Genomic DNA, 23,173 nt, shown 5'->3' on the forward strand with positions numbered 1-23,173 from the left:
ATTTCTGGGGATAACCGGAGCGCTATCAGCGCAGGCTGTCGAGACTATGGGTTTCCGCGTGAAAGTCGATTTCCGCACGCGTGACCTTGGCCATGGTCTCGCCTTTGTCGCCGGTGCGCACCAGTTCTGCGCCGGTCGGGTCGATGCTGACCAGCCAGGCGGTGCGTTGATGGACAAAGCCAAAGGCAACGGTGGGCGAGCCATTGACCTTCGATCCGGAGTGAAGAACCGTCAGGCGAGGCAGTTGCGACAGTCCCACCCGCAGGCCGAGCATGTGCAGCGCCGGCCCGGCTTTCAGGTCTTCGCTCAAACGCATCGCCTCCAGCAGATCGGCCTGCGACACGAAGGCCAGCTTGGCGCCGACTTCCGGGGCGCGGAACTTCATGATGTCGTCCATCGACGCCTTGAGCGGGTCCTTCGGCAAGTGGGAATTGTCATGCGTGATGCAAGCGTAGAGGGTCACGCCCTTGCCCTCCTCCGGAACCAGCCAGTGCGGCCCGCCGAGGGTGCGCAGGAAGAAGGCCATCTTCTGCTCGCCCTCCACATCCATATAGGACCCGTTGCCCATCTGATGGATGAAATCCTGCGGTACGACCCGCCCGCAGGCCATGCCCGCCCCCATCAAAAGCGCGTTCTGCAAGGACGCGGTGATGTTTGCACAGACCATGATGGCATCGCGCCGTTTGCCCTCCGGGTTGGCATCGGCCAGCTTTTGGAGTTCCGCGCCAAGCTCCGCGTCGGGCACCACCTGCAATGCCGGGTGAGCCGCAATCCAGCTTGCAATGAACCCCTGAAGGGGCGTCTTTCGGTCAAGCTGGTAGAACGGCCGGTCGAGGCGTTTCAGCGCCGGGGCGATGCCGCCGGTGAAGCCGGTCTGCTGCTTCGCCTCCTCCGGGTTTTCCTGTACCCATTTCTGCGCGGCGCGGGCAAGGATCAGGTAGTCCTGCGCCCCCATTGCCTTCAGCCCCTTGGTCACGTCGTCCAGAGTCAGGTCGATGATCGAAAAGGCATTGTGCACGAATTGCGCGTGCCCGCCGTTGTTCACCTGAGCGAGGTAGAAATCCGTATGGAACGCCTGCAGCGCGGCTTCCGGCAGTTCCCCGCGCTTGTAGCGGCCCTTGCTCTGCATGTGATTGACGTAATTCACCACCGCCTGCACCAGCGGCGCCGGGTCCGGCAGCGCGTCCATGGCCGATTGCGGCACGATGATGGGCAGGTCCCTGGGCGGCGTCTGGCCTTTCGGCGGGCGCGGTGGCTCCGCTGCGGTATCGACCGCTCCCATGCGATGTCCGCCGCCCGGCTTGCGCCTCTTGAAGGCGTCCGTCGCGGCGCGCCCGCTCAGCAAATGCTTCAACTTGCTCAACATACAAACTCTCCTGCTCTTGACGGCAGGGTAACCATGTTCCCGGGGCGCAACTGGGGCAAGAACCCGGCAATTCCACGCCGGGGCTTGATTGCGCGGGCGCTTGCGGGAACACTTGGCGCAATGACCTCAGGGAGTTCCCAGCCATGACCTTTCGCCTGACCCTCGCCGCGGCCTTGCTTTGCGGCACCGCGGCCATCGCCCAACAGAAGGATCTGACCATCGCGATCCAGCTCGAGCCGCCGCATCTCGATCCCACGAGCGCCGCCGCCGGGGCGATTGATTCGGTGCTCTATTCCAACGTCTTCGAAGGGCTGACCCGGTTCATGGCCGATGGCTCCGTCGCGCCGGGGCTGGCGAAAAGCTGGGACATCTCGGAGGACGGGCTGACCTACACCTTCCACCTGCAACCGGAGGTGACCTTTCACGACGGTACCACGATGGACGCCGAGGATGTGAAATTCAGTCTCGACCGCGCCCGCGCCGAGGACAGCCAGAACGCCCAGAAGGCGCTGTTTGCCGAGATCGCCTCGGTCGAGGCCACGGACCCGCTGACCGTCACCGTGACGCTGACCCAGCCCAACGGCAGTTTCCTGTTCAACATGGCCTGGGGCGACGCCGTGATCGTGGCCCCCGAGTCCATCGAAACCATCAAGCAGACCCCCATCGGCACCGGCCCGTTCAGGTTCGACAGCTGGACGCAGGGCGACAGCATCCACCTTGTCGCCTATGACGGCTATTGGGGCCTGCACCCGGCACTGCTGGAGGCGACGTTCAAGTTCATCTCCGACCCCACCGCCGCCTTTGCGGCGATGATGGCGCAGGATATCGACGCCTTCGCGGGCTACCCGGCACCGGAGAACCTGATCCAGTTCGAAAGCGACCCGCGCTTTCAGGTTCTGGTCGGCTCCACCGAGGGCGAGACCATCCTCGCCATGAACAACAAGCTGCCGCCGTTCGACAACGTGAAGGTGCGCGAGGCGGTGGCCCATGCGATCAACCGCCAGGACATCATCGACGGCGCGATGTTTGGCCAGGGCACGCCCATCGGCACGCATTTCGCCCCGCACAACCCCGATTACGAGGACCTGACCGCGCTTTCTGCCTATGATCCGGAAAAATCGAAGGCGCTGCTGGCCGAGGCGGGCTTCCCGGACGGTTTCACCACCACGCTGAAGCTACCCCCGCCCTCCTACGCGCGGCGCGGCGGCGAGATCATCGCGGCGCAGCTGCGGGCGGTGGGGATCGAGACCGAGATCACCAATCTCGAATGGGCGCAATGGCTGGAAGAAGTGTTCCGGGGCAAGGACTTCGGCCTGACCATCGTGTCTCATACGGAACCGATGGATATCGGCATCTATGCCCGTCCGGACTACTACTTCCAGTATGACAATCCGGCGTTTCAGGAGTTGATGAAGACCCTGACGGCGACGACCAACCCCGAACAGCGCAGCGCCCTGCTCAGGCAGGCGCAGGAGATCATCGCGAAGGATTACGTCAACGGATACCTCTTCCAGCTGGCCTATCCGACCGTGGCGGACGCCCGCCTGACCGGCCTGTGGGAGAACCAGCCGACGCAGGCGACCGACCTGACCGGCGTGCGCTGGACGGAGTAAACACAGTTCGGGCGGCGCTTGACCTGCATCAAGGCCGCCCGCACACGCGCCGATTACATTCCGAATACGCAATGTTTTCAGGAGCGCGCCATGAAATCCCTTCTTTCCCTGACCACCGCCCTTGCCCTTCTCGGCACGGTGTCTCTCGCCGGTCCCGTGGCCGATTTCGAGGCGCAGTTCCGCGACGCCTACGGCACCTATCGCGCCGTCCTGTTCGGCACGAACGCCGGCAAGGCCGAGGAGTCGGCCAAGGCCATCGGCAAGCTGCAAGACCAGTTCACGACCTTGATGACCGAATACCGCGAGGTGCCGCCACCACAGTACGAAGCCGATCCGGCGTGGTTCCTGACGCTCGACAAGGCGGCAGAAACCATCGAGACCGCGAAGGCGGAGATCGGTGAAGGACGCCTGCCGGAGGCGCATGAAACGCTGGAGGCCTTCCGCGACACCATCGGCGATCTGCATGTCCGCAACGGAGTGCTGACCTTCTCGGACCGGATGAACGCCTATCATGCTGAGATGGAGCATCTGTTGGCGGTTGATGTGTCGGCTTTGGACACGACCGGAATCGGCGAGATCCGGGAACGGGCGGCGGTGCTGTCCTATCTGGCCAATGACCTGCTGGCACATCCTCCGTCGGAGGCGGCAGGATGCGACGAATACGCCAGTCTGTCGAAGGCCTTCGGCGGGTCCGTCGATACGCTGTTGACAGCGGTCCGGAGCGGCGATGTCGAGGCCGTGAAAGGCGCGGTCGGCGGCCTCAAGGTGCCGTACTCGAAGCTGTTCCTGAAGTTTGGATAAGCACAGACAGGCCGTAGGGCGGGGTTTCACCCCGCTTCCCCTGCGGCTAACCTGCGGCCATGGACAGCGCACACAGCCCCGGCTTTTCCGCCCACAGCCTGACGCCGAACGGCGTTGACATCGCCTTTGAACGCGGCGGCTCCGGGCCGCCAGTTCTTCTGCTGCACGGTTTTCCGCAGACCCGTGCCATGTGGGCCGGGATCGCGCCGGTGTTGGCAGAGCATTACACCGTTATCGCCGCCGACCTGCGCGGCTATGGGGGCAGCGGCAAGCCGAAGGGCATGGAGAACTACAGTTTCCGCGCCATGGCGGCGGACATGGCTGCGCTGATGTCCGGTCTCGGGTTCGAGCGCTTCCACCTGATCGGCCACGACCGGGGCGGACGCACCGCGCACCGCCTTGCGCTCGACTTCCCAGACCAGGTCCAGAGCCTCACCGTCATGGACATCGTCCCGACCCACCTGTTGCTCGACGACCTGACCAAGGAGGTGGCGAAGGCCTATTACCACTGGTTCTTCCTCGCCCAGCCCGAACCGTTCCCCGAAAACATGATCGCCGCCGATCCCGATGCCTTCTACCAATCCTGCCTGCTCGGCTGGGGTGCGGCAAAGCTCTCCGACTTCGACCCTGCGCAACTCGCCGCCTACCGCGCGGCATGGCACGATCCGGACACCCGACGCGCCATGTGCGACGATTACCGCGCCGCCATCGCGGTCGATTTCGCCCATGACGCGGCCGACCTCGACCGCCGCGTGCCCTGCCCGGCCCTGGTGATGTACGGCGCGGACGGGGCCATGGCGAAGGCCTACGACGTGCCCGGAACCTGGGCGGACCGGCTTGCAGACATGCAAAGCGCCGCGATCCCCGGCGGACATTTCTTCCCGGACCAAAGCCCGAATCAGACGGCGCAGGCACTGCTGACCTTCCTCAAGACCCTTTAGCGCAAGCCACTGGACCGCCTCGACAAGCCCGCCTAACGTGGCCTCATGCTGGCCTACCTGACCCGCCGCCTGACCTCCCTGATCCTCAGCCTGGCCGTCGCTTCGCTGGTCATCTTCCTCGTGGTCGAAGTCGCCCCCGGCGATCCCGCCTCCTACATGCTTGGCCTCAACGCCCAGCCCGATACCGTCGCCGCCCTGCGTGCCGAACTCGGCCTCGATGTGCCACGCTGGGAGCGGTATTTCGCGTGGGTCGGCGGCATGCTGCAGGGGGACTTCGGCACCTCCTACACCTATCGTACGCAGGTTTCCGACATGATCGCCGACCGGCTCTGGATCTCGCTGCCGCTCGCGCTCTTTGCCTTGACCCTGTCCACGCTCGTCGCCTTCCCGGCGGGCATCCTCGCCGCAGCGCACCGGGGCAAACCGGCGGATATGGGCGTCATGGCGGCGACGCAACTGGGCGTTGCCATCCCGAACTTCTGGTTCGCCATGCTGCTGGTGCTGCTCTTTGCCATCCGCCTGCGGATCATGCCCTCCGGCGGTTTTCCCGGCTGGGACGAACCACTCCTGGCCCTGCGGGCCCTCACCCTGCCCGCCATCGCCCTCGCCCTGCCGCAAGCCGCGATTCTCGCCCGCGTCCTGCGCTCCTCGCTCATCGACGCGCTTGGCGAAGACTACATCCGCACCGCCCGCGCCAAGGGTCTCACGCGGGGACAGGCGCTCTGGCGCCACGGCCTGAGGAACGCGCTGATCCCGGTGCTGACGATCCTCGGGCTGCAATTCTCCTTTCTGCTGGCGGGGGCGATCATCATCGAACAGGTCTTCTACCTGCCGGGCCTCGGGCGGCTGATCTTCCAGTCGATCTCGCAACGTGACCTGATCGTGGTGGAAAGCGTGGTCATGCTGCTGGTCTTTGCCGTGATCCTGGTGAATTTCCTGACCGATCTCGCCTACGCGGTCGTGGACCCGAGACTGAGGCGCCGGGCATGAACCGCACGCTGCTCTTCGGCGCGTTGCTCACGGCGCTCTTTATCCTTGCCGCGCTGACCAGCCTCGTCTGGACACCTTACGACACCGAGGCCATGGTGATAGCGCAGCGTCTGAAGCCCCCCAGCGCCGCGCACCTCCTCGGCACCGACCACTTCGGGCGCGACATCCTCTCGCTGCTCATGGCCGGGGCGCGGACCTCCATCGCCGTGGCGCTGGTGGCGGTCGGCATCGGTATGGGCTTCGGCGTGCCGCTCGGCCTCACGGCCGCCGCCCGCCGCGGTGGTTTCGTCGACGAACTCATTTCCCGCGCGAACGATCTCATCTTCGCCTTCCCCAGCCTCGTCATCGCCATCCTGATCACCGCCATCTTCGGCCCCGGTGCGCTCAACGCCATCATCGCCATCGGGATATTCAACATCCCGGTCTTTGCCCGGCTCTCGCGCGGCGCGGCACTCTCGCTCTGGTCGCGCGATTTCATCCTCGCCGCGCGGACCGCCGGGAAGTCGAAGACCCGCATCAGCGCGGAGCACATTCTGCCGAACATCCTGAACCTGCTGATCGTGCAGGGCACCATCCAGTTCTCCCTCGGCATCCTCGCCGAGGCCGGCCTGAGCTACGTCGGCCTTGGGGCACAACCGCCCATCCCCAGCTGGGGCCGGATGCTTGCCGACGCGCAAACCATGGTCGCCCTCGCGCCGCACGTCGCGCTGATGCCCGGTCTGGCCATCGTCTTCATGGTTCTTGGTCTCAACCTGCTCGGTGACGGCCTGCGCGACAGCCTCGATCCGAAACTGAAGGTCTTGCGGACATGAGCGACACTCCGACCGCCGCAAGCCAGACCGAGAGCGGGTTCTCCCACACAGGCGGGGCAACACCAATCCTCGACGTCGACGCGCTTGCACTTAGCATCCACGGCAAACCGATCCTGAACGGGATCTCCCTGTCCCTGAGCGCTGGCGAGATCACCGCGCTGACCGGCGAATCCGGCTCCGGCAAGTCGATGACGGCGCTGGCAGCGATGGGCCTGTTGCCCGACAACGCCAAAGCCACGGGCCGCATCACCTTTCAAGGCCGGAACCTCCTCGACCTGCGGGAGAAGGAACTCACGAAAATACGCGGCCAGCAGATCGGCATGATCTTCCAGGAGCCTATGACCGCGCTGAACCCGCTCCAGACCATTGGCGCGCAGGTCTCGGAGACGCTGCGCATTCATCGCTACGCGGGCGACATCGCTGAAAAGACCCGCGCAACCCTGGCAAAAGTCGGTCTCGACCTGCCGCTCTCGCGCTATCCGCACGAATTGTCCGGCGGCCAGCGCCAGCGTGTCGCCATCGCCATGGCCATCGTGCTGCGCCCGGCCCTGCTGATCGCCGACGAGCCGACCACGGCGCTGGATGTGACGACGCAGGCGCAGATCCTCGACCTGCTGAAAACGCTGGTTAAATCCGAGGGTATGGCGCTGATGATGATCACCCATGATCTCGCGGTGGTGGCGGAAATGGCGGACCATATCGCGGTGATGCAGAACGGCGCGATCGTCGAACAGGCGCCCACGGCGCAGCTCTTCAAACAGATGAACCACCCCTATACCCGCCAACTCTTCGAAGCCTCGAAGCACAAGGCGGACTTGCCCGAACCCGCGCCGGGCGAGCCTCTGCTGCAGGTGACGAACGTCACCCGAGACTACCCCCTGCCGCGCTCGCGGCCCTTCGCGAAGCGGATCCACGTCCGGGCGGTGGACGACGTCAGCTTCGACATCCGCACCGGCGAGCGTGTCGGTCTCGTCGGCGAATCCGGCTGCGGCAAGTCGACCCTGACCCGGGCCATTCTCGGGCTGGAAAAGACCCAGGGCGGTGCCATCACCTTGAACGGCGCCCCTGTTTTCAGCCACGGCAAACCGAACCCTGAGATCCAGCGCCAGATGCAGGTGGTGTTCCAGGACCCATACGGCAGTTTCAACCCACGCCACCGCGTCTCGCGGCTGGTCACCGAGCCATTCCACCTGCTCGATGTGCCTCCGACCGGATACGAGCGGGACAAGGCCATAGCCGACGCCCTCACGGCTGTCGGGCTGACCCCGGACGACCAGCATCGGCACATCCACGCCTTTTCCGGCGGCCAGCGGCAGCGTATCGCCATCGCCCGGGCCCTGATCATCCGCCCGAAACTGATCGTGTTCGACGAGGCGGTCTCGGCACTGGATGTGCGCGTGCGGGCGACGATCCTCGATCTCATGGCCACCCTCAGCCGGCAATACCGGCTGGCCTACCTGTTCATCTCGCACGACCTGAGCGTCGTCCGCTCGATCACCGACCGCGTGCTCGTCATGCGCCAGGGCCGGATCGTCGAAGAAGGCCCGACGCAGAAGGTCTTCGACGCTCCGGAACATCCCTATACCCAAACCCTTCTGGCCGCCGCGCCGCGCCTGCCCGACATCGGAGACGTCCATGCTGCCTGACTTGCCCTTCGACACCGCTCGCATGCTCATCGGCGGCCAGTGGCGACCCGCCCGCCAGACCCTGACGCTCTGCGATCCCTCGACCGCCGCACCCCTGTGCCAGATTGCGCGCGGCACAGCGGACGACATAGACGAAGCGGTCAGGGCCGCGCAGGCGAGCCGCGACGGCGCCTGGGGGCGGACCACCGCCGCGGAGCGTGGACGCATCCTGTCCCGGCTCGGGCGTCTGGTGCAGGAGCACGCGGAGCAGCTGACGACACTGGAAACACTCGACGTCGGCAAACCCGTGTCCCAGTCCCGCGCCGACGCTGCCGCGCTCGCGCGGTACTGCGAGTTCTACGGCGGCGCGGCGGACAAGGTACACGGCGAGACGATCCCGTACATGAACGGCTACACTGTCTACACGCTGCGCGAGCCGCACGGGGTGACAGGGCATATCGTGCCGTGGAACTACCCGATGCAGATCATCGGCCGCTCCGTCGGCGCGGCGCTCGCCATGGGCAACGCCTGCGTGCTGAAGCCGGCAGAGGACGCCTGCCTGACAGCGCTGTACTTCTGCTGGCTTGCGGACCAGGCGGGCCTGCCCGCCGGGGCGTTGGGCATCGTACCGGGGCTGGGCGCCGAAGCGGGGGCGGCTCTGGCGGCGCATCCGGGCATCCAGCACCTGAGCTTCACCGGCTCCGTCGCCACCGGCGCGTCGGTGCAGGTCGCGGCAGCGGCAAACGTCGTGCCGGTGACGCTGGAACTGGGCGGCAAGTCGCCACAAATCGTGTTCGAGGATGCCAACCTCGACGCCGCCCTGCCCTTCCTCGTGAACGCCGGGCTGCAGAACGCCGGGCAGACCTGCTCAGCCTCCTCCCGCATCCTTGTCCACCTCTCCCGTTTCGACGAGGTGGCCGAACGCATGGGTGAAGCCTACCGCGGCAAGCGGATCGGACCCGCTGTGGACGATCCGGACATCGGCCCGCTGATCAATGCACGTCAAAAGGAACGTGTGGAAGGATTTCTCGCCCGCGCCTCCGGTTTACCGCTGCTCGCGGAAGCCGCCGCCCCGGGTGGCCCGGGCCACTTCGTACCCGCCCTTCTTTTTGGCCCCGTTCCGCCGGATCATCCGCTGGCGCAGGACGAAATTTTCGGCCCGGTGCAGGTGTTGATTCCGTTCGAGACGGAAGACGAAGCCGTGACCATCGCAAACGGGACCGATTACGGCCTTGTCGCCTCGGTATGGACCGAAAATGGCGCACGCCAGATGCGTCTGGCCAGGGCGCTGCGATCCGGTCAGGTCTTCATCAACAATTACGGCGCGGGTGGCGGCGTGGAATTGCCCTTTGGCGGTGTCGGCAAAAGCGGGCATGGACGGGAAAAGGGATTCGAGGCCTTGTATGGCTTTTCGACCCTGAAGACCGTCGCGGCCTATCATGGCTAGATCGGTTTCACCGTGCTTGCGCCCGGCGACCGACGCGCGGGTCCTTCGGACCCGCGCGGGAAGCGCCCATCGGGCGCTCGGGGCAACGCCCCGCGTGACCGCAGGTCACGACTCCCCGTGAATGGTATACCAGATTCCGCTGGACGTCGGTCCGGCGCCTCGCCAAGCTGCACGCCGGGAGGACACAGAATGAGATTTGAGAACCGCACAGCCATCATCACCGGCGGCGCGTCCGGCATCGGTCTTGCCATCGCGCGGCGCATGGCTTCGGAGGGTGCCCTCGTGACGCTCTGGGATATCAGCGAGGCAAACCTGGCGGCGGCGGCCACCGGCGGACTGAGGGGACGGCAGATCGACGTTACCGATGCCGCAGCGGTCGAAGCGGCCATGGCCGAAGACAAGGCCGCCATGGGCGGGCTCGACACGCTGGTCTGTTCCGCCGGGATCACAGGGCCGAATGTCAGCGTGATCGACTATCCTCTGGAAGACTGGCACAGAGTACAGCGGCTGAACGTCGACGGCGTCTTTTACTGCAACAAGTATGCCGCAACCCTGATGCGGCAGCAGGGGTTCGGCCGGATCGTCAACATCGCCTCCATCGCGGGCAAGGAGGGGAACCCCAATGCCTCGGCGTATTCCGCGTCGAAAGCGGCGGTGATCGGCCTGACGAAATCGCTGGGCAAGGAGTTTTGCGATACGCAGATCACCGTCAACGCGGTGGCCCCGGCCGCCGTGGAAAGTCCGATCTTCGAGCAGATGACGCCGGAGTTCATCGCCTTCATGAAGTCGAAGATCCCGATGAACCGCTTCGGCACGCCGGAGGAGATTGCCGCGATGGTCTGCTGGCTGGCATCGCGCGAGGCGTCCTTTGCCACCGGCGCGGTCTTCGATCAGTCCGGCGGGCGGGCAACGTACTAAGGGAGGAAAATCATGCGTCTGGAAGGAAAATGTGCGATCGTCACCGGGGCCGGTTCGGGTTTTGGCGCGGGGATTGCCCGGCGGTTCATAGCGGAAGGCGCTCAAGTCATGGTGGCCGACATCCGGGAGGACTTTGCCCGGGCCGTCTCCGAGGAATACGGCGGGATCGCGCACGCCGTGAACGTGGCCGATGGCGCGGGCGTGTCGGCGATGATTGAGCGGGCCATAGAGGTCATGGGCCAGGTCGACATCCTCGTGAACAACGCCGGGGTGACGCATCTGCCCGCGCCGCTGGAGACGATCTCCGAGGAGGATTTCGACCGGGTCATGGCGGTGAACTGCAAGTCCATCTACCTGACCGCGCGCGCCCTAGTGCCGCATCTCAAGGCACGCGGCACGGGAACCATCCTCAACATTTCGTCGACCGCGGGCCTGTCGCCGCGACCGAACCTGAACTGGTACAATGCCAGCAAAGGCTGGGTGAATACGGCGACCAAGACCATGGCGGTCGAACTGGCGCCCTTCGGCCTGCGGGTGAACGCGCTGAACCCGGTGGCGGGGGAGACCCCACTGCTCAAAAGCTTCATGGGCGAGGACACGCCGGAGATGCGGGCAAAGTTTCTCTCCACCATTCCCTTGGGCCGGTTTTCCACGCCGGAGGACATGGCGAATGCGGCGTTGTATCTGTGCTCCGACGAAGCCAGCATGGTGACGGGTGTCTGCATGGAAGTGGACGGGGGTCGGTGTATTTGAGGCGGCAGAGCGCCGAGGCTTTCCATCGGAGGCCAGCTTCGCTGGACTGTCGGCAAGGCGGCCCGCGGCATTCCGGACGCGCGAAGCGAGCCTGAAGGAGGCGACCATGAAACCCGGCCCGAGCAATCTCATCACCGATGTGACCGGCCTCAGGGTTGGCAACGCGTCGGACGCGACCATCAAGTCCGGCACGACGGTGCTGACGGCGGACCGGCCTTTCATCGCATCCGTCTGCGTCATGGGCGGAGCGCCGGGCACGCGGGAGACCGACCTGCTCGCGCCGGACAAGACGGCGCCGGGCGTCGACGCGCTGGTGCTGTCGGGTGGCAGTGCCTTCGGCCTTGCCGCCGCGCAGGGGGTCATGGATGAACTCCACCGCATGGGGCGCGGCTTTCCGGTGTTGTCGGCCCGGGTGCCCATCGTGCCCGCCGCGATTCTGTTCGACCTGTTGAACGGAGGGCAGAAGGGTTGGGCTGAGAACCCCTATCCAGCGCTGGGGCAGCAGGCGCTCCGCGCCGCCGCGCGGACTTTCGACATCGGCTCCCATGGCGCGGGCACCGGCGCCCAGACGGCACAGCACAAGGGTGGGCTCGGGTCGGCCAGCGTGGTGCTGGAGGATGGCACGACGGTCGGCGCTCTGGTGGCGGTGAACCCGATGGGCAGCGTCACGACACCGTCAGGGCAGCATTTCTGGGCAGCGTCGGCGGAGATGGACGCAGAGTTCGGCGGGCTGGGCCCCGACCCTGCCGCCGGCTTCCAGCCGCTGCCGCCAAGCCGCAAGCTTGCCGCCATGGCCGCGCTCGGCAACACCACGATCGCCATCGTCGCCACGGACGCCGCGTTGGACAAGGCCCAGTGCCATCGTATGGCAACAGCGGCGCATGATGGGATGGCGCGGGCGATCCAGCCAAGTCACAGCCCGCTCGACGGCGATATTGTCTTTGCTGCCAGCACCGGGTCGCGCCCGCTCGACGCAACGGAGATCCTTCTGCCGATTCTGGGTCATGCCGCCAGCCTTTGCCTCGCCCGGGCCATTGCGCGGGCAGTCTGGGAGGCGACGCCAGCGCCGGGGGACACCCTGCCCACGCTGCGGCAGTCGCTCGGCCGGTAAGCACATCCCGACCATGACGATAATTTTAGACTAAAATTATCCTCACCTTCAGCGAAGGATCGGCGGGCTGTCGGGATCACTGCCCGGCGCGATGCGCTCTACCCGCTCCGGCATCTGCGGCTCCGGCAGGTCGAAGCGCAGGGCCACGCCCGCGAGTTGCGCCGCCAGCGGATCGCTGTCCGCGAGGAAGGCGACGTCGAGCGCCCCGGCATCAAGGCCGGAGAACACCAGCGCCTCGTTGATCGCCTGCGCCAGCGCACCTTCCGCGCCGGGCACCGTACCGGTGAAGCCGAGCAGGTGCCCGCGCGTGCCTCCTTCATAGGTGACCTCGGCGAGGTAGGCCTTGCGCGCCAGCCCGCCAGCCGTGGCCAACTTGGCATCCAGCGCCGTGAGCAGCACCTCCGGCAGCCCGCGCGGCGCGGCGAGACTTTGCGGCCGGGCCTGGTCTTCCGACGGAGCATGATCCAGCGTATCGGCCAGCCAGCCCATGGACTCGGTCGGCAAAAGGATCGACGATGGCGCCTGCTCCAAATTGAGCGCGAGCCCGATGCCCTGCCCCGCCAGCATCCGAGCCAGCACACGGCCCGACATCGCGACGTAAGGCACAGCGCGACCGGCGAAGCCGCTCAGACGTTCCTCCCGATCGAAGGCGAGGACAAAAGACGCCTCCTGGACCTCGAACACTTCGGGTGTGACAGTCTCGCCCTTGGCTTCCTCGCGCAGCATGACGAACAATTCGGCGTCCGCCAGACGCTCGTAGAAGCGCAGCCGCGCCGAGTCGTCTGCGGGCGCAGCCTGCATCGCCGCATGGGCAGCATCAATCGGGGTCAACATGGGCCATCACCTCCGCCACGCGGGCTCTCAGGACCGGCAGGAGCTCGGCCTCGAACCACGGGTTTTTCTTCAGCCACCCCGTATTGCGCCAGGACGGATGGGGCAAGGGGATCACCTGCGGAAGATAGTCGCGCCAGCGTCGCACGGTCTCGGTGACACCCTTCGCGCCGGGGATGTGATAGGCTTGGGCATAGCCACCAACCGCCAGGGTCAAGGCAATGTTCGGGTAGAGTCCCAGCGCCGGCTGCCGCCAGGTCCGGGCGCAGATTGGCGGCGGCGGCAAGTCAGCACCCGCCCGGTAACCCGGAAAGCAGAAGGCCATCGGCAGGATCGCGACACGCCTCTCGTCGTAGAAGGCCGCCTCATCCAGCCCGAGCCAGTCGCGCAGACGATCCCCCGACGGATCGGTAAAGGGCAGGCCGCTTTCGTGAACCCGGGCGCCGGGAGCCTGCCCGGCGATCAGCAGCCGCGCCGTGCGCAGACCGCGAAACACCGGCCGCGGCGCATGACCGGTTTCGGTTGCGGCGAAACGGTCGGCGCAAAGGCGGCAGGCGCGGATGTCGTCGGGCAGGCTCATCGGGTCACCCTAGTGCGGATGACCTGGCGGGTGAACCGCTTACAGCGTCCCGCTTTTAACTTGAATCATCCAGTGACGCCGATGTCCCGAGAATGCCGAAGGCATGGCAGGGTATCGGCGTCTCAAGTTTAAGGCGGGGCGCTTTAGCTCGACACCTGCTCGCGCAGGATCGACGCGGTGAGCGAGATCATCAGGTAGGCGCCCGAGAAGATCAGGAACGCGAGGATCGTGTTCTCGAACTTGCGCGGGTAACTCGGATCCTCGGAGGCAACCGGCACCACGGAGGTGGTCAGGTAGCGTGCCTGCGTATCCGCATCGCGCCGGGCCTGCTCCAGCCGCTCCAGCGCGGTCTGCAGCATCAGGTCTCGCGTCGCCAGGTCCGCCTGGGCGAGCTGGATCTGCACCGCCTTCTCCGCCAGCGAACCCTCGCCGGAGGCGGCGCTCGTCATCTCCGAATTGAGTTCCACAAGCAGCGCTTCGAGCCGCCGTACGTCACCCTGTGCACCCTCCACTTTCGCCCGGTTCGGACGGCTGTTGTCGAGCAGCGCCTGCAGTTGCAGCTTTTTCTCCTGCAGCTGGATCTCGTAGGTGTTGATCTGCGTCCGGAGCGCGGCGATGCGGCCCTGCGGGTCGACAATATTGCCCTCCTGCTGCATCCGGACCAGTTTTTCCTGCGCCTCCCGCCGGGCATCATCCGCCTCGAGAAGCCCCTCTTCCGCGTCCTTCACGGCATTGGAGCGCTTGCGCAACGACAGCGTGTCCACCCGCTCCTCGGCATACCCGATCAGCGCCCGGGAGAACTCCGCCGCGACTTCCGGGTCAGCGGCCATGATCTCCATCTTGATCACACCTTCGGTCGGGTCGTACCCGATGGTGATGTTCTTCTTGTAAAGCTTGTAGGCCTCCTCGTTGGACGGATCGTCCGAGAGCCGCTGGATCGGGTCGATGAAGTCCTGCGTGTAGTGCGCCTTGAAACCGACATCCTCGTCGAGCTTCAGCATGACTTCCTTGGACGTCAGGTAACTCTGCACCGCAATGGCGTCCTGGTTGGTCGCGAACTGCGTCCCGGAGAAGAACGAGCCCATCGCACCCGGTGAGGACTCCGCCTTCAGGATCAGGAATTCGGACTTCGTCGAGTACATCGGTGTGGCAACGAAGTAGAAATAGTACCCCGCTATGAGCGTCGGCAGCCCCACGAAGAAAGCCAGCCGGGTCAGCAGCAGCGCCATCTTCTTGCGGCGGCGGCGGGTCAGATCGCGCTGGATCTGCAGGATCTCTGCGGCGCGACGTTCCGCCGGGCTGACGGTCTCGGTGCTGGGCAGCTGCGGTTTCTTCTCGACCGCAACGGTCTGCGGCAACTGTACCTTGGGGCCTGACTGGGGTTGCTGCGGCTGTGGCTGGGCCGGTCCCGCCGGCACGGTCTCGTCCTTGGCAACCACGAGTTCCAGCGTGCTGGCGCGTTGGAACGGGTCGATACCCCGGGCCCGCAACAGGCGCACCGCATCGAAGTCGGAGGTCGGCGCAAGGCCGTTCTTCTGTGCGACGCGGCGCGCCATGCGCAACTGGCGCCCGGTCAGACCCTCGCGGCGGATCGCGTCCATGTCGGTCTCGCCGGCCACCTGCTTCGCGCTGTCGACCTGACCGCTGCGCGGCGTCGGCGCGGCAGCGGACGGCTGCGACGGCGGTGTGCCTGCCGCCGTCCGGGCCTGCTCCGACGGCGGAGCGGAAGCCGCATCGGCGGATGCGCGCCCCGGCGCGCGCGGCGCTTGTTGCGGCGAGGTTGGCGTGGGCGCCGCGGCGTCCGCATCCTGGGCCGGATCGCGCCGGATGCGGAATTTCCTAGCCTTGGGTTTCGTAGTCATAGAGCTGCTTCGCTTCTTCCAAGGTGTCAAACATGTGCAATCTCCCGTCCATCAGGACAGCCGCCTTGCGGGCGAATTTCTCCAGGATGTTAGCCTGGTGACTGACGATGATGATTGTCGTGGTCCGCAGCCGTTCGGCCAGGATGTCTCCGGCTTTGCGGTTGAAATCGACATCGGTGCTGTTCGGCATACCCTCGTCGATCAGGTACATGTCGAAGTCGAGCGCCAGCATCAGCGAAAAGGTGAACCGCGCCCGCATTCCCGAGGAATAGGTGCCGATCGGCTGGTCGAAGTACTCCTTCAGCCCACAGAGCCAGCGGCAGAAGCTTTCGACATAGTCGGGATCGAGACCATAGAGCCGCGCGATGTACCGCGCGTTCTCCCGCGCCGAAATCTTGGAGATCACGCCGCCCATGTACCCGAGCGGAAAGGAGATGCGGCAGCCACGCCGGATTTCCCCCTCATCCGGCTTCTCAAGCCCCGCCATCATCTTGATGAGCGTGGTCTTGCCGGTGCCGTTGGGGGCGAGGATGCCGAGCGATTCCCCGAGATCGACACGAAACGACACCCGGTCAAGGATCACCTTGCGCTGGGTGCCGGTCCAGAAGGACTTGCTGACCATGTCGAATTCAAGCATTGGGGTTGCCCCGGGATATACCCTTGCACTTTCCACCAGAAGGGGTTTCCATCTGGCTACGGGCTAAATTTGTTCATATTATGACCTTGGCTGGAAACAAAAACAACGCGCAGCCAAAACTGCGCCGCGGCTTGTGAACAGTAACTTCGAAGCGGCCTTTCGTGCGCACCGTACCTCCCCTGAAACCGCGCCACGAAATTGAGAATCTGACCCCTGAGGCGTTGACGCATCCGCTCCAGGATCATTGGCCGCCTCGCGCAGGCTCTCCGTCTGGCGCATTCGCCAGGCAGGTCCCGGGCCGGCAATGCGTTTGGCGTGTTGTGCTTATGGTTAGCGTTCTTGGCGAGGCGCTCCACCTGCCTTGCCGCCAAAGGCGCGTCTGCTCGAACGCCAGGATGCCTCTTCGTGCCGACGCGCCCCAACATTTTGCGAATCGATTGGTATTTCCGGCATCCAACGAAGGAATTTCTCGCCGCTATTGAACGAAGCAGACTGCCGACAAGACCTTGGCGCGAAATAACCCACTGGAAAGCTGCGAAAATCTCACCCAGAACGCGGATTTTCGATGTCGAAGCCCCCTGCGGAAATCGGCTTGCACCTTCCTTGAAGCTTTTGCTAAAGGGGTCGGCGGAGAGGTGGCCGAGTGGTCGAAGGCGCACGCCTGGAAAGTGTGTAGGCGGGGAACCGTCTCGAGGGTTCGAATCCCTTCCTCTCCGCCACTTGCCCCTGCGAAAGCTGTCTCCCGATCCGGCAGCGGTCTGATTTTTCCGTTGTTTTCGGGGGTTATGCGGTACTGGCTGTTCACCTTGCTGCGCCGCCGTGGGCCAAAATCGTTCTCTCCGGGCCGGTATTCTCTGAAGCTGATGACTGCGTGGATTTGGTGAATTCTTTGTAAGCCGATGGAAAATAGGCGCTTTCCTGGAGCGCAACCTGAACACTTCGACGCCAGTCGCGTTCGGTCAGTTGGAACATAAATCGACCATTCGTTGATCTTAGAAAGCTGCGCCGGCCTGCATCCTCTTGAGGAATCAGGCTCGCCAATTGGGAATGTCGGGACCCAGCGCGAAATTTCGCTGTACGGAGCCGAGTGCCTGAAATTTACGCTCGTAGTATCTCAGTATTCTCAAGTGGTTTCCATGAGCCAGGCGCGGATCAGGACGGCGGCTCGTCCCGGGCGGGCGCTTTGCAGGGTGCCGACGATCAGGCGGCGACCGAGCCAGCTCCAGGGGCCGTCCGGAGCCGAAACCTCGATGCGGGACAGCGCGTAGCGCGGACCGGGGACGGTCTCGTCGACGATGACCCGGTTGCGGATGGTCAGGACGGTGCCGTCCTGCACCTCCATTTCATAAAGCGCGTCCAGTTCCTTTGCGCCGTCGCGGCGGACGAGCTGGCGGTCGGCGCCGCCGGGCAGGACGGTGCCGCGCAACCACTCGTGCCCGGGCCCGCCCCGGAACTCACCGCCGAGGATCGGGACGATCCGGCGCTCGCCCAATGGCCCGATGCCGAGCGGACGCATCTCGGCGATATCGACAAGCGCCTCCCACAACAGGCTGTGGGCAAGTACGGGGGCGGGAATTCGGTCGATCAGATCCATGTCAATCTCCGGCAAGAGCATTCGCGAAGTGGCGTGTGGCAGGTCCGGCATGTTCGGGGCGCCACAGATAACCCAGGGGTCCCAGTTGCAGACCCAGCTGGGTGGGCAACTCGGACAGCAGCCCCTCGGACAGGAACGGCATCGCGACCGAGCGTGGCACTAGGGTGACATAGTCGCTGCCGCGCAGCATCGACCAGATCAACAGCGCGACGCGAGTTTGGATATGAACCTCGCGAACATCGGTCCAGCCCTCGCGCGCGACGAGGTCGTCGAAGGCGCGGCGGGCCACGGTCGAGACATGGTTCTGCAGCCAGGTTTGCCGGCCGAGCTCGGCCCTAGTGACGTGCAGCTTTCCCGCCAGCGGATGGGACGGGGCACAGACCGGCACGAGGTCGTCCTCGGCGCAGGCCACGAAGGTCCAGCCATCGGGCAGAACCTCTCGATGCCGGCAGCACACGATGTCGTATTCGCCCGAGGCGAAGGCGGCATCCAGCGACTGGCCGATCAAGGTCGCCGCCTGCACCTGCACCCCAGGATGGCTGCGGGCGAAGATCGGCAAGGTCCGGTCCAGCAGCGCCCCGGTGGCCGCGGCGGTCGAGCCGACGCGCACCAGCCCCCCATCACGGCGCTGACGTAACGCGATGCGTTCGGCCCCTTCTTCGGTGGCCGATACGATGCGGCGGGCGATGGGCAGCAGATCTTGCGCGGTCTCGGTCGGATCGACGCCGCGCGAATGGCGCAGGAACAGGGGCGCTTCGATCAGCCGCTCCATCTCGGCCACAAGCTGTGACATCGCTGGCTGGGTCATCCCCAGCGCCTGGGCGGCCCGCCCCATGCTGCGAAGCTCGGCCAAAGCCAGAAGCGCCTGGATATGGCGCAGCTTCAGGCGCGATTGCAGGCGCGACAGGATGGCGGAAGCGGGCAGCGACATGCATAAGCATCGATTATGAGTAGGCCTCACAAAGAATTACCAGCCTATGGCCAAAGTCAATAACCTTGGCCGCAGAAAGAGATTTGGGAGGATTCTCTATGCACCGGCAACACCTTGCCGCGCCCGGGCGGCGTGGCGTCCTGAAGGCCCTCGTCGCGGCCGCAGGCCTCGCATGCGTCCCGGCCCTCGCCCTGGCCGCCGACTGGCCCTCAGGCAACATTCAGCTCGTGGTCCCCGCCAAGCCCGGCGGCGGCACCGATGCCGCGGCGCGGGTGATCGCCGGCGCGCTGGCTGAGAAGACCGGCGGCAACTTCGTTGTGGTGAATGTGGACGGCGGCGGCGGCGCCATCGCCGCCGAGCAGATCCGCACCGCCGATCCCGACGGCACCCATCTTCTGTTCTATCATTCGGGCCTTCTGTCGACCTATCACACCGGCGGGTACCAGCATTCGCCGATCGACGAGTTCACGCTGATCGCGGCCCTGCCGGTCGGCGGCTCCTACGCGCTCGCCGTCAACGCCACCTCGCCCTACCAGACGATGGACGACCTCGTCGCGGCCTCGAAGGAGACCCCGAACAAGATCACCCTTGGTGTGCAGCTGCGCGGTTCGACCCACTTCATGGCCGGGCTGATTGCGATGGACAGCGACGCCGCCTTCCGCGTGGTCGAGGCCGGCAGCGATGCCGACAAACTGGTCCAGCTTCAGGGCAAGCAGATCGACGCCGCCCTCATCAACACGCCGGGCACGCTGCAATATGTAGAAACCGGCGACCTGCGCATCCTCGCCACCATCTCGGGCTCGCCCGAGCGTGACCCAAACGCCCCGGACTATGCCTCTGCCTCCGAACTCGGCTACGGCAACGCGGTCTACGGCCTCGACTTCCTGGTGATGGGACCAACGGGCATGGACGAGGGCACGGTTCAGGCCATCAACGCCGCCTTCGATGCGGTCCTGTCGGACCCGGCGATCTCCTACCAGCTCGCCTCGATGCGCCTGCCGATCTCGCCCATGGGCGTCGAGCCCAGCCGGGAGCGCCTGATGGCCGCCGACAAGCGCATCGGGGCTACGGCGAAGATGCTCGGCCTCGCCAACTGATCCGCTGCGGGGGGCATTGCGCCCCCCGCTTTCCGGCCCCTCCAGACAACAGGCAGCCCGATGCCCCGAACTCCCTTGCCCCCGCTTCCGAGCGACCCGTTCGAGTGCCTGCAACAAGGCTGCGAGCGTCCCTGGGAAGTCGCCGTCGACCCCTTCGAGGTCGCCCCGCGCACTTATTATGTCGGCAACAACTGGGTCGGCGCCTATCTGATCGAAACCTCCGAGGGCCTGATCCTCATCGACACCACGATGCAGCCGCAGGTCTATCTGGTGTTCGAGAGCATCCGAAAGCTCGGCTTCGACCCCGCCGACCTCCGGCTGATCCTGATCTCGCACATGCACTATGACCACCTCGGCGGCGTCCGTGCCTTGCACGAAGCGTCAGATGCAAAGGTGATGATCAGCCGTGAGGACTGGGCCTTCATGCAGGCGCGCCCGGACATGATCTTCGACGAGGGCTATCCCTTCGGCACATTCATCCCCGACGCCTTCTATGACGACATAACGCCTGTGACCTTGGGTGACCGCAGCATCCGCACCGTCCTGACGCCGGGCCACACCCCCGGCACCACCTCGTTCTTCTTCGATGCCGGCGGTCACCTGTGCGGCCTGCACGGCGGCGTCGGGCTGAACACGCTGGGCGACGACTTTCTGGCCAAGTCCGGCCTGCCGCGCTCGTCCCGCGACGACTACCTCGCCGCGATGCTGAAGGTTCGCCAGATCCCGGTCGAGATCACGCTCGGCTCGCACCCCACGCAGGTCGGCATGATGGAGAAGGTCGGCGACATCCGCCCCGGCCACAATCCGTTTCTCGACTCCGCGATCTGGCCCCGCCTGATCGACGGGCGCATCGCCCAGGTCCGCGCTTTAATGGGACAGGCGGCATGAAATACGATTTCGACATGACCCCGGCGCAGCGTCTCGAAGTGGCCGAGGAACTGCGCGGCGGCACCCTGATGCCGCCGATCATCACTCCCGAGATGGAAGCCGACCTCGCCGCTTGCACCGTAGACGAGTTGTCGGTGCCTACTCGCATCGGTCCCGCGCGTGTCATACGCGTCTCTCCGCCTGACCGGACCGAAAACAGTCCCCTCTACATCAACTTCCACGGCGGTGGCTTTGTCCGGCCTTATCACAAGCGCGACACGATCTTCTGCGCCCAGACCGCGCTGGCCACCGGCGCGCTTGTGCTCGACGTCGACTATCGCCTCGCCCCCGAGCACCCGTTCCCGGCGGGCCTCAATGAGTGCCATGACGTCACGCAATGGGCTTTCGAGAATGCCGGGACCCTTGGCATCGACCCCGCCCGCATCGCCATCGGCGGCCATTCGGCAGGCGGCAACTTCGCCACTGCGATCTGCATCATGGCGGCCGAAAGCGGTTCCTTCCGGGTCTGCGGGCAGGTCCTCGACTATCCCTTCACCGATGGTGTCACCCCGCCCGAGGACAAGCTCGATCCGCGCAGCGTCATGCCTGCCTGGCGCATGGACGCCTTCAACGTCCTTTATGCCGAAGTCCCCGAGAACCTGATGAACCCGCTCCTGTCGCCCGTCTTGGCACGGACCGAGGCGCTTCAGGGCCTGCCCCCCGCGCTTTTTCTGATCGCCGGCCTCGACCCGCTCAGGCACGAGGCCCGGCGCTACGCCGCCAAACTCATAGACGCCGGCGTCGACGTCGACATCCGCCAGTTCGACGACTGCGACCACGGCTGGGTCGTCACCGCCCGCCCGCGCCATGAAGAGGCGCGCAGGATCATCTTCGACTGGCTCACAAGCCGCTTCGCCCAACACCAACCCGGAGAACCCATATGAAATCCCTAGCCCTTGCCGGTCTGGCCCTGACACTGGCCGCCTCCCCCGCTCTTGCCGAAGGCTGGCCCGACAAGACCGTCCAACTGATCGTGCCCTCGAAGCCCGGCGGTGGCACCGATGTGATGGCCCGCATCTTCGCCGATTACCTCGGCCGTCAGACCGGCGGCGACGTAGTTGTCGTCAACGTCGATGGCGGCGGTGGGGCAATCGCCTATAACCAGGTGATGACCGCCAAGCCCGACGGCTACACGATCCTCTACAACCACACCGGCCTGCTCGCCGGCTATCATACCGGTCACAGCGACATCGGGCTGGACAGCTTCACCACCATCGGCATCGCGCAAAACTACGCCCCGCAGGTCTATGCCGTCGCCCCCGATGCCCCCTGGAACACGATGAAGGACTTCGTCGAGGACGCCCGCGTCCACCCCGGCGAGCGCACCGTCGCCGTCTCGCTGGGCCGCACCACGCACTTCATCGCCGGCCTCATCATGATGAACGAGGACGTGGATCTGAAGCTGCTGGAAGCCTCGGCCGAGGTCGACAAGGTCGCCGCGATCCAGGGTGGCCATATCGAGATGGGCAACCTCGGCGCCGGCTCGGCCAAGCAGTACGAACAGGCCGGCGACATGAAGGTACTGTGCCTACTCGACCCCGAGCCGCACCCGGCCTACCCCGAATACGAAACCTGCATCCAGCAGGGCGTGAACGTCAGTTGGCTGGCGCCGCTCGTGCTCTGGGGGCCGCCGGATATGGACCCCGCGCTCGTCGCCGAGATCAACGCCGCCACCGCCGGCATGGCCGACGACGCTACCGCGCAAGAAGCTCTGGCCAAGGCCGACAGCGTCTTCGTCTATTATGACGTGGACGCGGCCAATGCGATGATGAAGGCCGAGGACGAGAAGATCGCCGCGCTGGCCGAGAAACTGGGCCTCGCGCGCTGACCGAAGACTGGCGGGGGCCACCTGGCCCCCGCACACCCCGGGGAGAACCGAAATGAACATGGACAAGCCACTGGGCGCCGGGCTTATCGCCTTCGGTCTCGCCGGCATTGGGGTGACCATGCAGATCAGCGTGCGGACTTTCAACGACGATCCCGGGCCGAAGCTGTTCCCGATGATCGGCTTCACGATCCTGATCCTCTGCGGGCTAGGGATGCTGCTGGTAAAATCCGCCGCCGAGGCGAAGCCCGGCCCGGACCGCGGCGCCCTCACCCGCGGCACCCTGATGTTCGGCCTGATGGTCGCCTATTCGCTCGGCCTGTGGATCTTCGGCTACTACGTCGCGACCCCGATCATGGTCTACGCCTTCTATCACGTCATCGCCGGCGCCGGCCGCCGTGTGCCCTGGCGCGGGGCAGTCTACGCGCTCGCCGTAACCGGCGCCGTTCACCTGGTTTTCTCCACCATGCTCAACACACTTCTGCCCACCGGCATGATCTTCTGAGGCCGCC

At 65.5% G+C, this 23,173-nt stretch carries 23 protein-coding genes and 1 tRNA gene; 16 read left to right on the forward strand and 8 right to left on the reverse strand.

Annotation, left to right across the window (positions count from 1 at the left end; all coding sequences use genetic code 11):
- Positions 1-25: 25 nt before the first annotated feature.
- Positions 26-1,366 carry a DMP19 family protein gene (locus ACP159_RS21330; RefSeq protein WP_425101747.1) on the reverse strand — a complete coding sequence of 447 codons (1,341 nt, stop codon included), beginning with the start codon at positions 1,364-1,366 and terminating at the stop codon, positions 26-28.
- 143 nt (positions 1,367-1,509) lie between these two features.
- Here ACP159_RS21330 and ACP159_RS21335 point away from each other — a divergent pair, with 143 nt between their 5' ends.
- The 10 genes from ACP159_RS21335 to ACP159_RS21380 all read left to right on the forward strand — a co-directional run bounded on the left by ACP159_RS21335 (position 1,510) and on the right by ACP159_RS21380 (position 12,377).
- A complete protein-coding gene (locus tag ACP159_RS21335; protein WP_425101748.1) occupies positions 1,510-2,979 on the forward strand; it encodes an ABC transporter substrate-binding protein in 1,470 nt (489 codons plus the stop codon).
- 90 nt (positions 2,980-3,069) lie between these two features.
- Positions 3,070-3,780 carry a hypothetical protein gene (locus ACP159_RS21340; RefSeq protein ID WP_425101749.1) on the forward strand — a complete coding sequence of 237 codons (711 nt, stop codon included), beginning with the start codon at positions 3,070-3,072 and terminating at the stop codon, positions 3,778-3,780.
- A 59-nt stretch (positions 3,781-3,839) separates the two neighbouring features.
- Positions 3,840-4,721: an alpha/beta fold hydrolase gene (locus ACP159_RS21345; RefSeq protein ID WP_425101750.1), complete on the forward strand. Its 882-nt coding sequence runs from the start codon at positions 3,840-3,842 to the stop codon at positions 4,719-4,721.
- 45 nt (positions 4,722-4,766) lie between these two features.
- On the forward strand, positions 4,767-5,711 hold the full coding sequence (locus ACP159_RS21350) for an ABC transporter permease (RefSeq protein ID WP_425101751.1): 945 nt from the start codon (positions 4,767-4,769) through the stop codon (positions 5,709-5,711).
- Positions 5,708-6,523, forward strand: a complete 816-nt coding sequence (locus ACP159_RS21355) for an ABC transporter permease (protein ID WP_425101752.1) — start codon at positions 5,708-5,710, stop codon at positions 6,521-6,523. The genes ACP159_RS21350 and ACP159_RS21355 overlap by 4 nt, the downstream gene beginning before the upstream one ends.
- Positions 6,520-8,169, forward strand: a complete 1,650-nt coding sequence (locus ACP159_RS21360; RefSeq protein ID WP_425101753.1) for an ABC transporter ATP-binding protein — start codon at positions 6,520-6,522, stop codon at positions 8,167-8,169. Before ACP159_RS21355 ends, ACP159_RS21360 begins: the two co-directional genes overlap by 4 nt.
- On the forward strand, positions 8,159-9,595 hold the full coding sequence (locus ACP159_RS21365) for an aldehyde dehydrogenase family protein (protein WP_425101754.1): 1,437 nt from the start codon (positions 8,159-8,161) through the stop codon (positions 9,593-9,595). Before ACP159_RS21360 ends, ACP159_RS21365 begins: the two co-directional genes overlap by 11 nt.
- A 189-nt stretch (positions 9,596-9,784) precedes the next feature.
- Entirely contained in the window at positions 9,785-10,513 is a 729-nt protein-coding gene (locus ACP159_RS21370; RefSeq protein ID WP_425101755.1) for an SDR family NAD(P)-dependent oxidoreductase, read from the forward strand.
- Between the two features lie 12 nt (positions 10,514-10,525).
- On the forward strand, positions 10,526-11,266 hold the full coding sequence (locus ACP159_RS21375) for an SDR family oxidoreductase (protein WP_425101756.1): 741 nt from the start codon (positions 10,526-10,528) through the stop codon (positions 11,264-11,266).
- A gap of 106 nt (positions 11,267-11,372) precedes the next feature.
- Complete coding sequence (locus tag ACP159_RS21380) at positions 11,373-12,377, forward strand: P1 family peptidase (RefSeq protein WP_425101757.1); 1,005 nt, start codon at positions 11,373-11,375, stop codon at positions 12,375-12,377.
- A 48-nt stretch (positions 12,378-12,425) separates the two neighbouring features.
- Here the strand turns inward: ACP159_RS21380 and ACP159_RS21385 are convergent, their stop codons facing one another.
- The 4 genes from ACP159_RS21385 to ACP159_RS21400 form a co-directional block, all read right to left on the reverse strand.
- Positions 12,426-13,211: an SseB family protein gene (locus ACP159_RS21385; RefSeq protein WP_425101758.1), complete on the reverse strand. Its 786-nt coding sequence runs from the start codon at positions 13,209-13,211 to the stop codon at positions 12,426-12,428.
- Positions 13,195-13,788, reverse strand: coding sequence for a uracil-DNA glycosylase family protein (locus ACP159_RS21390; RefSeq protein WP_425101759.1), 594 nt, complete (start codon positions 13,786-13,788; stop codon positions 13,195-13,197). The genes ACP159_RS21385 and ACP159_RS21390 overlap by 17 nt, the downstream gene beginning before the upstream one ends.
- Positions 13,789-13,931: 143 nt before the next feature.
- Positions 13,932-15,650: a capsule biosynthesis protein gene (locus ACP159_RS21395; protein WP_425101760.1), complete on the reverse strand. Its 1,719-nt coding sequence runs from the start codon at positions 15,648-15,650 to the stop codon at positions 13,932-13,934.
- Positions 15,628-16,287: an ABC transporter ATP-binding protein gene (locus ACP159_RS21400; RefSeq protein ID WP_425101761.1), complete on the reverse strand. Its 660-nt coding sequence runs from the start codon at positions 16,285-16,287 to the stop codon at positions 15,628-15,630. The genes ACP159_RS21395 and ACP159_RS21400 overlap by 23 nt, the downstream gene beginning before the upstream one ends.
- A 629-nt stretch (positions 16,288-16,916) precedes the next feature.
- On the opposite strand from ACP159_RS21400, the gene ACP159_RS21405 reads away from it, so the two are divergent.
- Positions 16,917-17,006 (forward strand) — tRNA-Ser (locus tag ACP159_RS21405).
- 82 nt (positions 17,007-17,088) lie between these two features.
- Here the strand turns inward: ACP159_RS21405 and ACP159_RS21410 are convergent.
- From ACP159_RS21410 to ACP159_RS21420, 3 genes are all read right to left on the reverse strand, one after another.
- Entirely contained in the window at positions 17,089-17,259 is a 171-nt protein-coding gene (locus tag ACP159_RS21410) for a hypothetical protein (protein WP_425101762.1), read from the reverse strand.
- 151 nt (positions 17,260-17,410) lie between these two features.
- Positions 17,411-17,881 carry a DUF3237 domain-containing protein gene (locus ACP159_RS21415; protein WP_425101763.1) on the reverse strand — a complete coding sequence of 157 codons (471 nt, stop codon included), beginning with the start codon at positions 17,879-17,881 and terminating at the stop codon, positions 17,411-17,413.
- Position 17,882: 1 nt separating this feature from the next.
- Complete coding sequence (locus ACP159_RS21420; protein WP_425101764.1) at positions 17,883-18,812, reverse strand: LysR family transcriptional regulator; 930 nt, start codon at positions 18,810-18,812, stop codon at positions 17,883-17,885.
- A gap of 98 nt (positions 18,813-18,910) precedes the next feature.
- On the opposite strand from ACP159_RS21420, the gene ACP159_RS21425 reads away from it, so the two are divergent.
- The 5 genes from ACP159_RS21425 to ACP159_RS21445 all read left to right on the forward strand — a co-directional run bounded on the left by ACP159_RS21425 (position 18,911) and on the right by ACP159_RS21445 (position 23,166).
- Complete coding sequence (locus tag ACP159_RS21425) at positions 18,911-19,909, forward strand: Bug family tripartite tricarboxylate transporter substrate binding protein (RefSeq protein ID WP_425101765.1); 999 nt, start codon at positions 18,911-18,913, stop codon at positions 19,907-19,909.
- A 75-nt stretch (positions 19,910-19,984) separates the two neighbouring features.
- Positions 19,985-20,797, forward strand: a complete 813-nt coding sequence (locus tag ACP159_RS21430) for an MBL fold metallo-hydrolase (RefSeq protein ID WP_425101766.1) — start codon at positions 19,985-19,987, stop codon at positions 20,795-20,797.
- The gene (locus tag ACP159_RS21435) at positions 20,794-21,720 is read left to right on the forward strand and encodes an alpha/beta hydrolase (protein WP_425101767.1); all 927 of its coding nucleotides are present in this window, start codon (positions 20,794-20,796) and stop codon (positions 21,718-21,720) included. The genes ACP159_RS21430 and ACP159_RS21435 overlap by 4 nt, the downstream gene beginning before the upstream one ends.
- Positions 21,717-22,664, forward strand: a complete 948-nt coding sequence (locus tag ACP159_RS21440) for a Bug family tripartite tricarboxylate transporter substrate binding protein (RefSeq protein ID WP_425101768.1) — start codon at positions 21,717-21,719, stop codon at positions 22,662-22,664. Before ACP159_RS21435 ends, ACP159_RS21440 begins: the two co-directional genes overlap by 4 nt.
- Positions 22,665-22,716: 52 nt before the next feature.
- Positions 22,717-23,166: a tripartite tricarboxylate transporter TctB family protein gene (locus ACP159_RS21445; RefSeq protein ID WP_425101769.1), complete on the forward strand. Its 450-nt coding sequence runs from the start codon at positions 22,717-22,719 to the stop codon at positions 23,164-23,166.
- Positions 23,167-23,173: the final 7 nt, after the last annotated feature.

The organism is Tropicibacter sp. S64 (genome assembly GCF_049803835.1).
In the GTDB taxonomy this organism is placed as follows: Bacteria; Pseudomonadota; Alphaproteobacteria; order Rhodobacterales; family Rhodobacteraceae; genus Pacificoceanicola.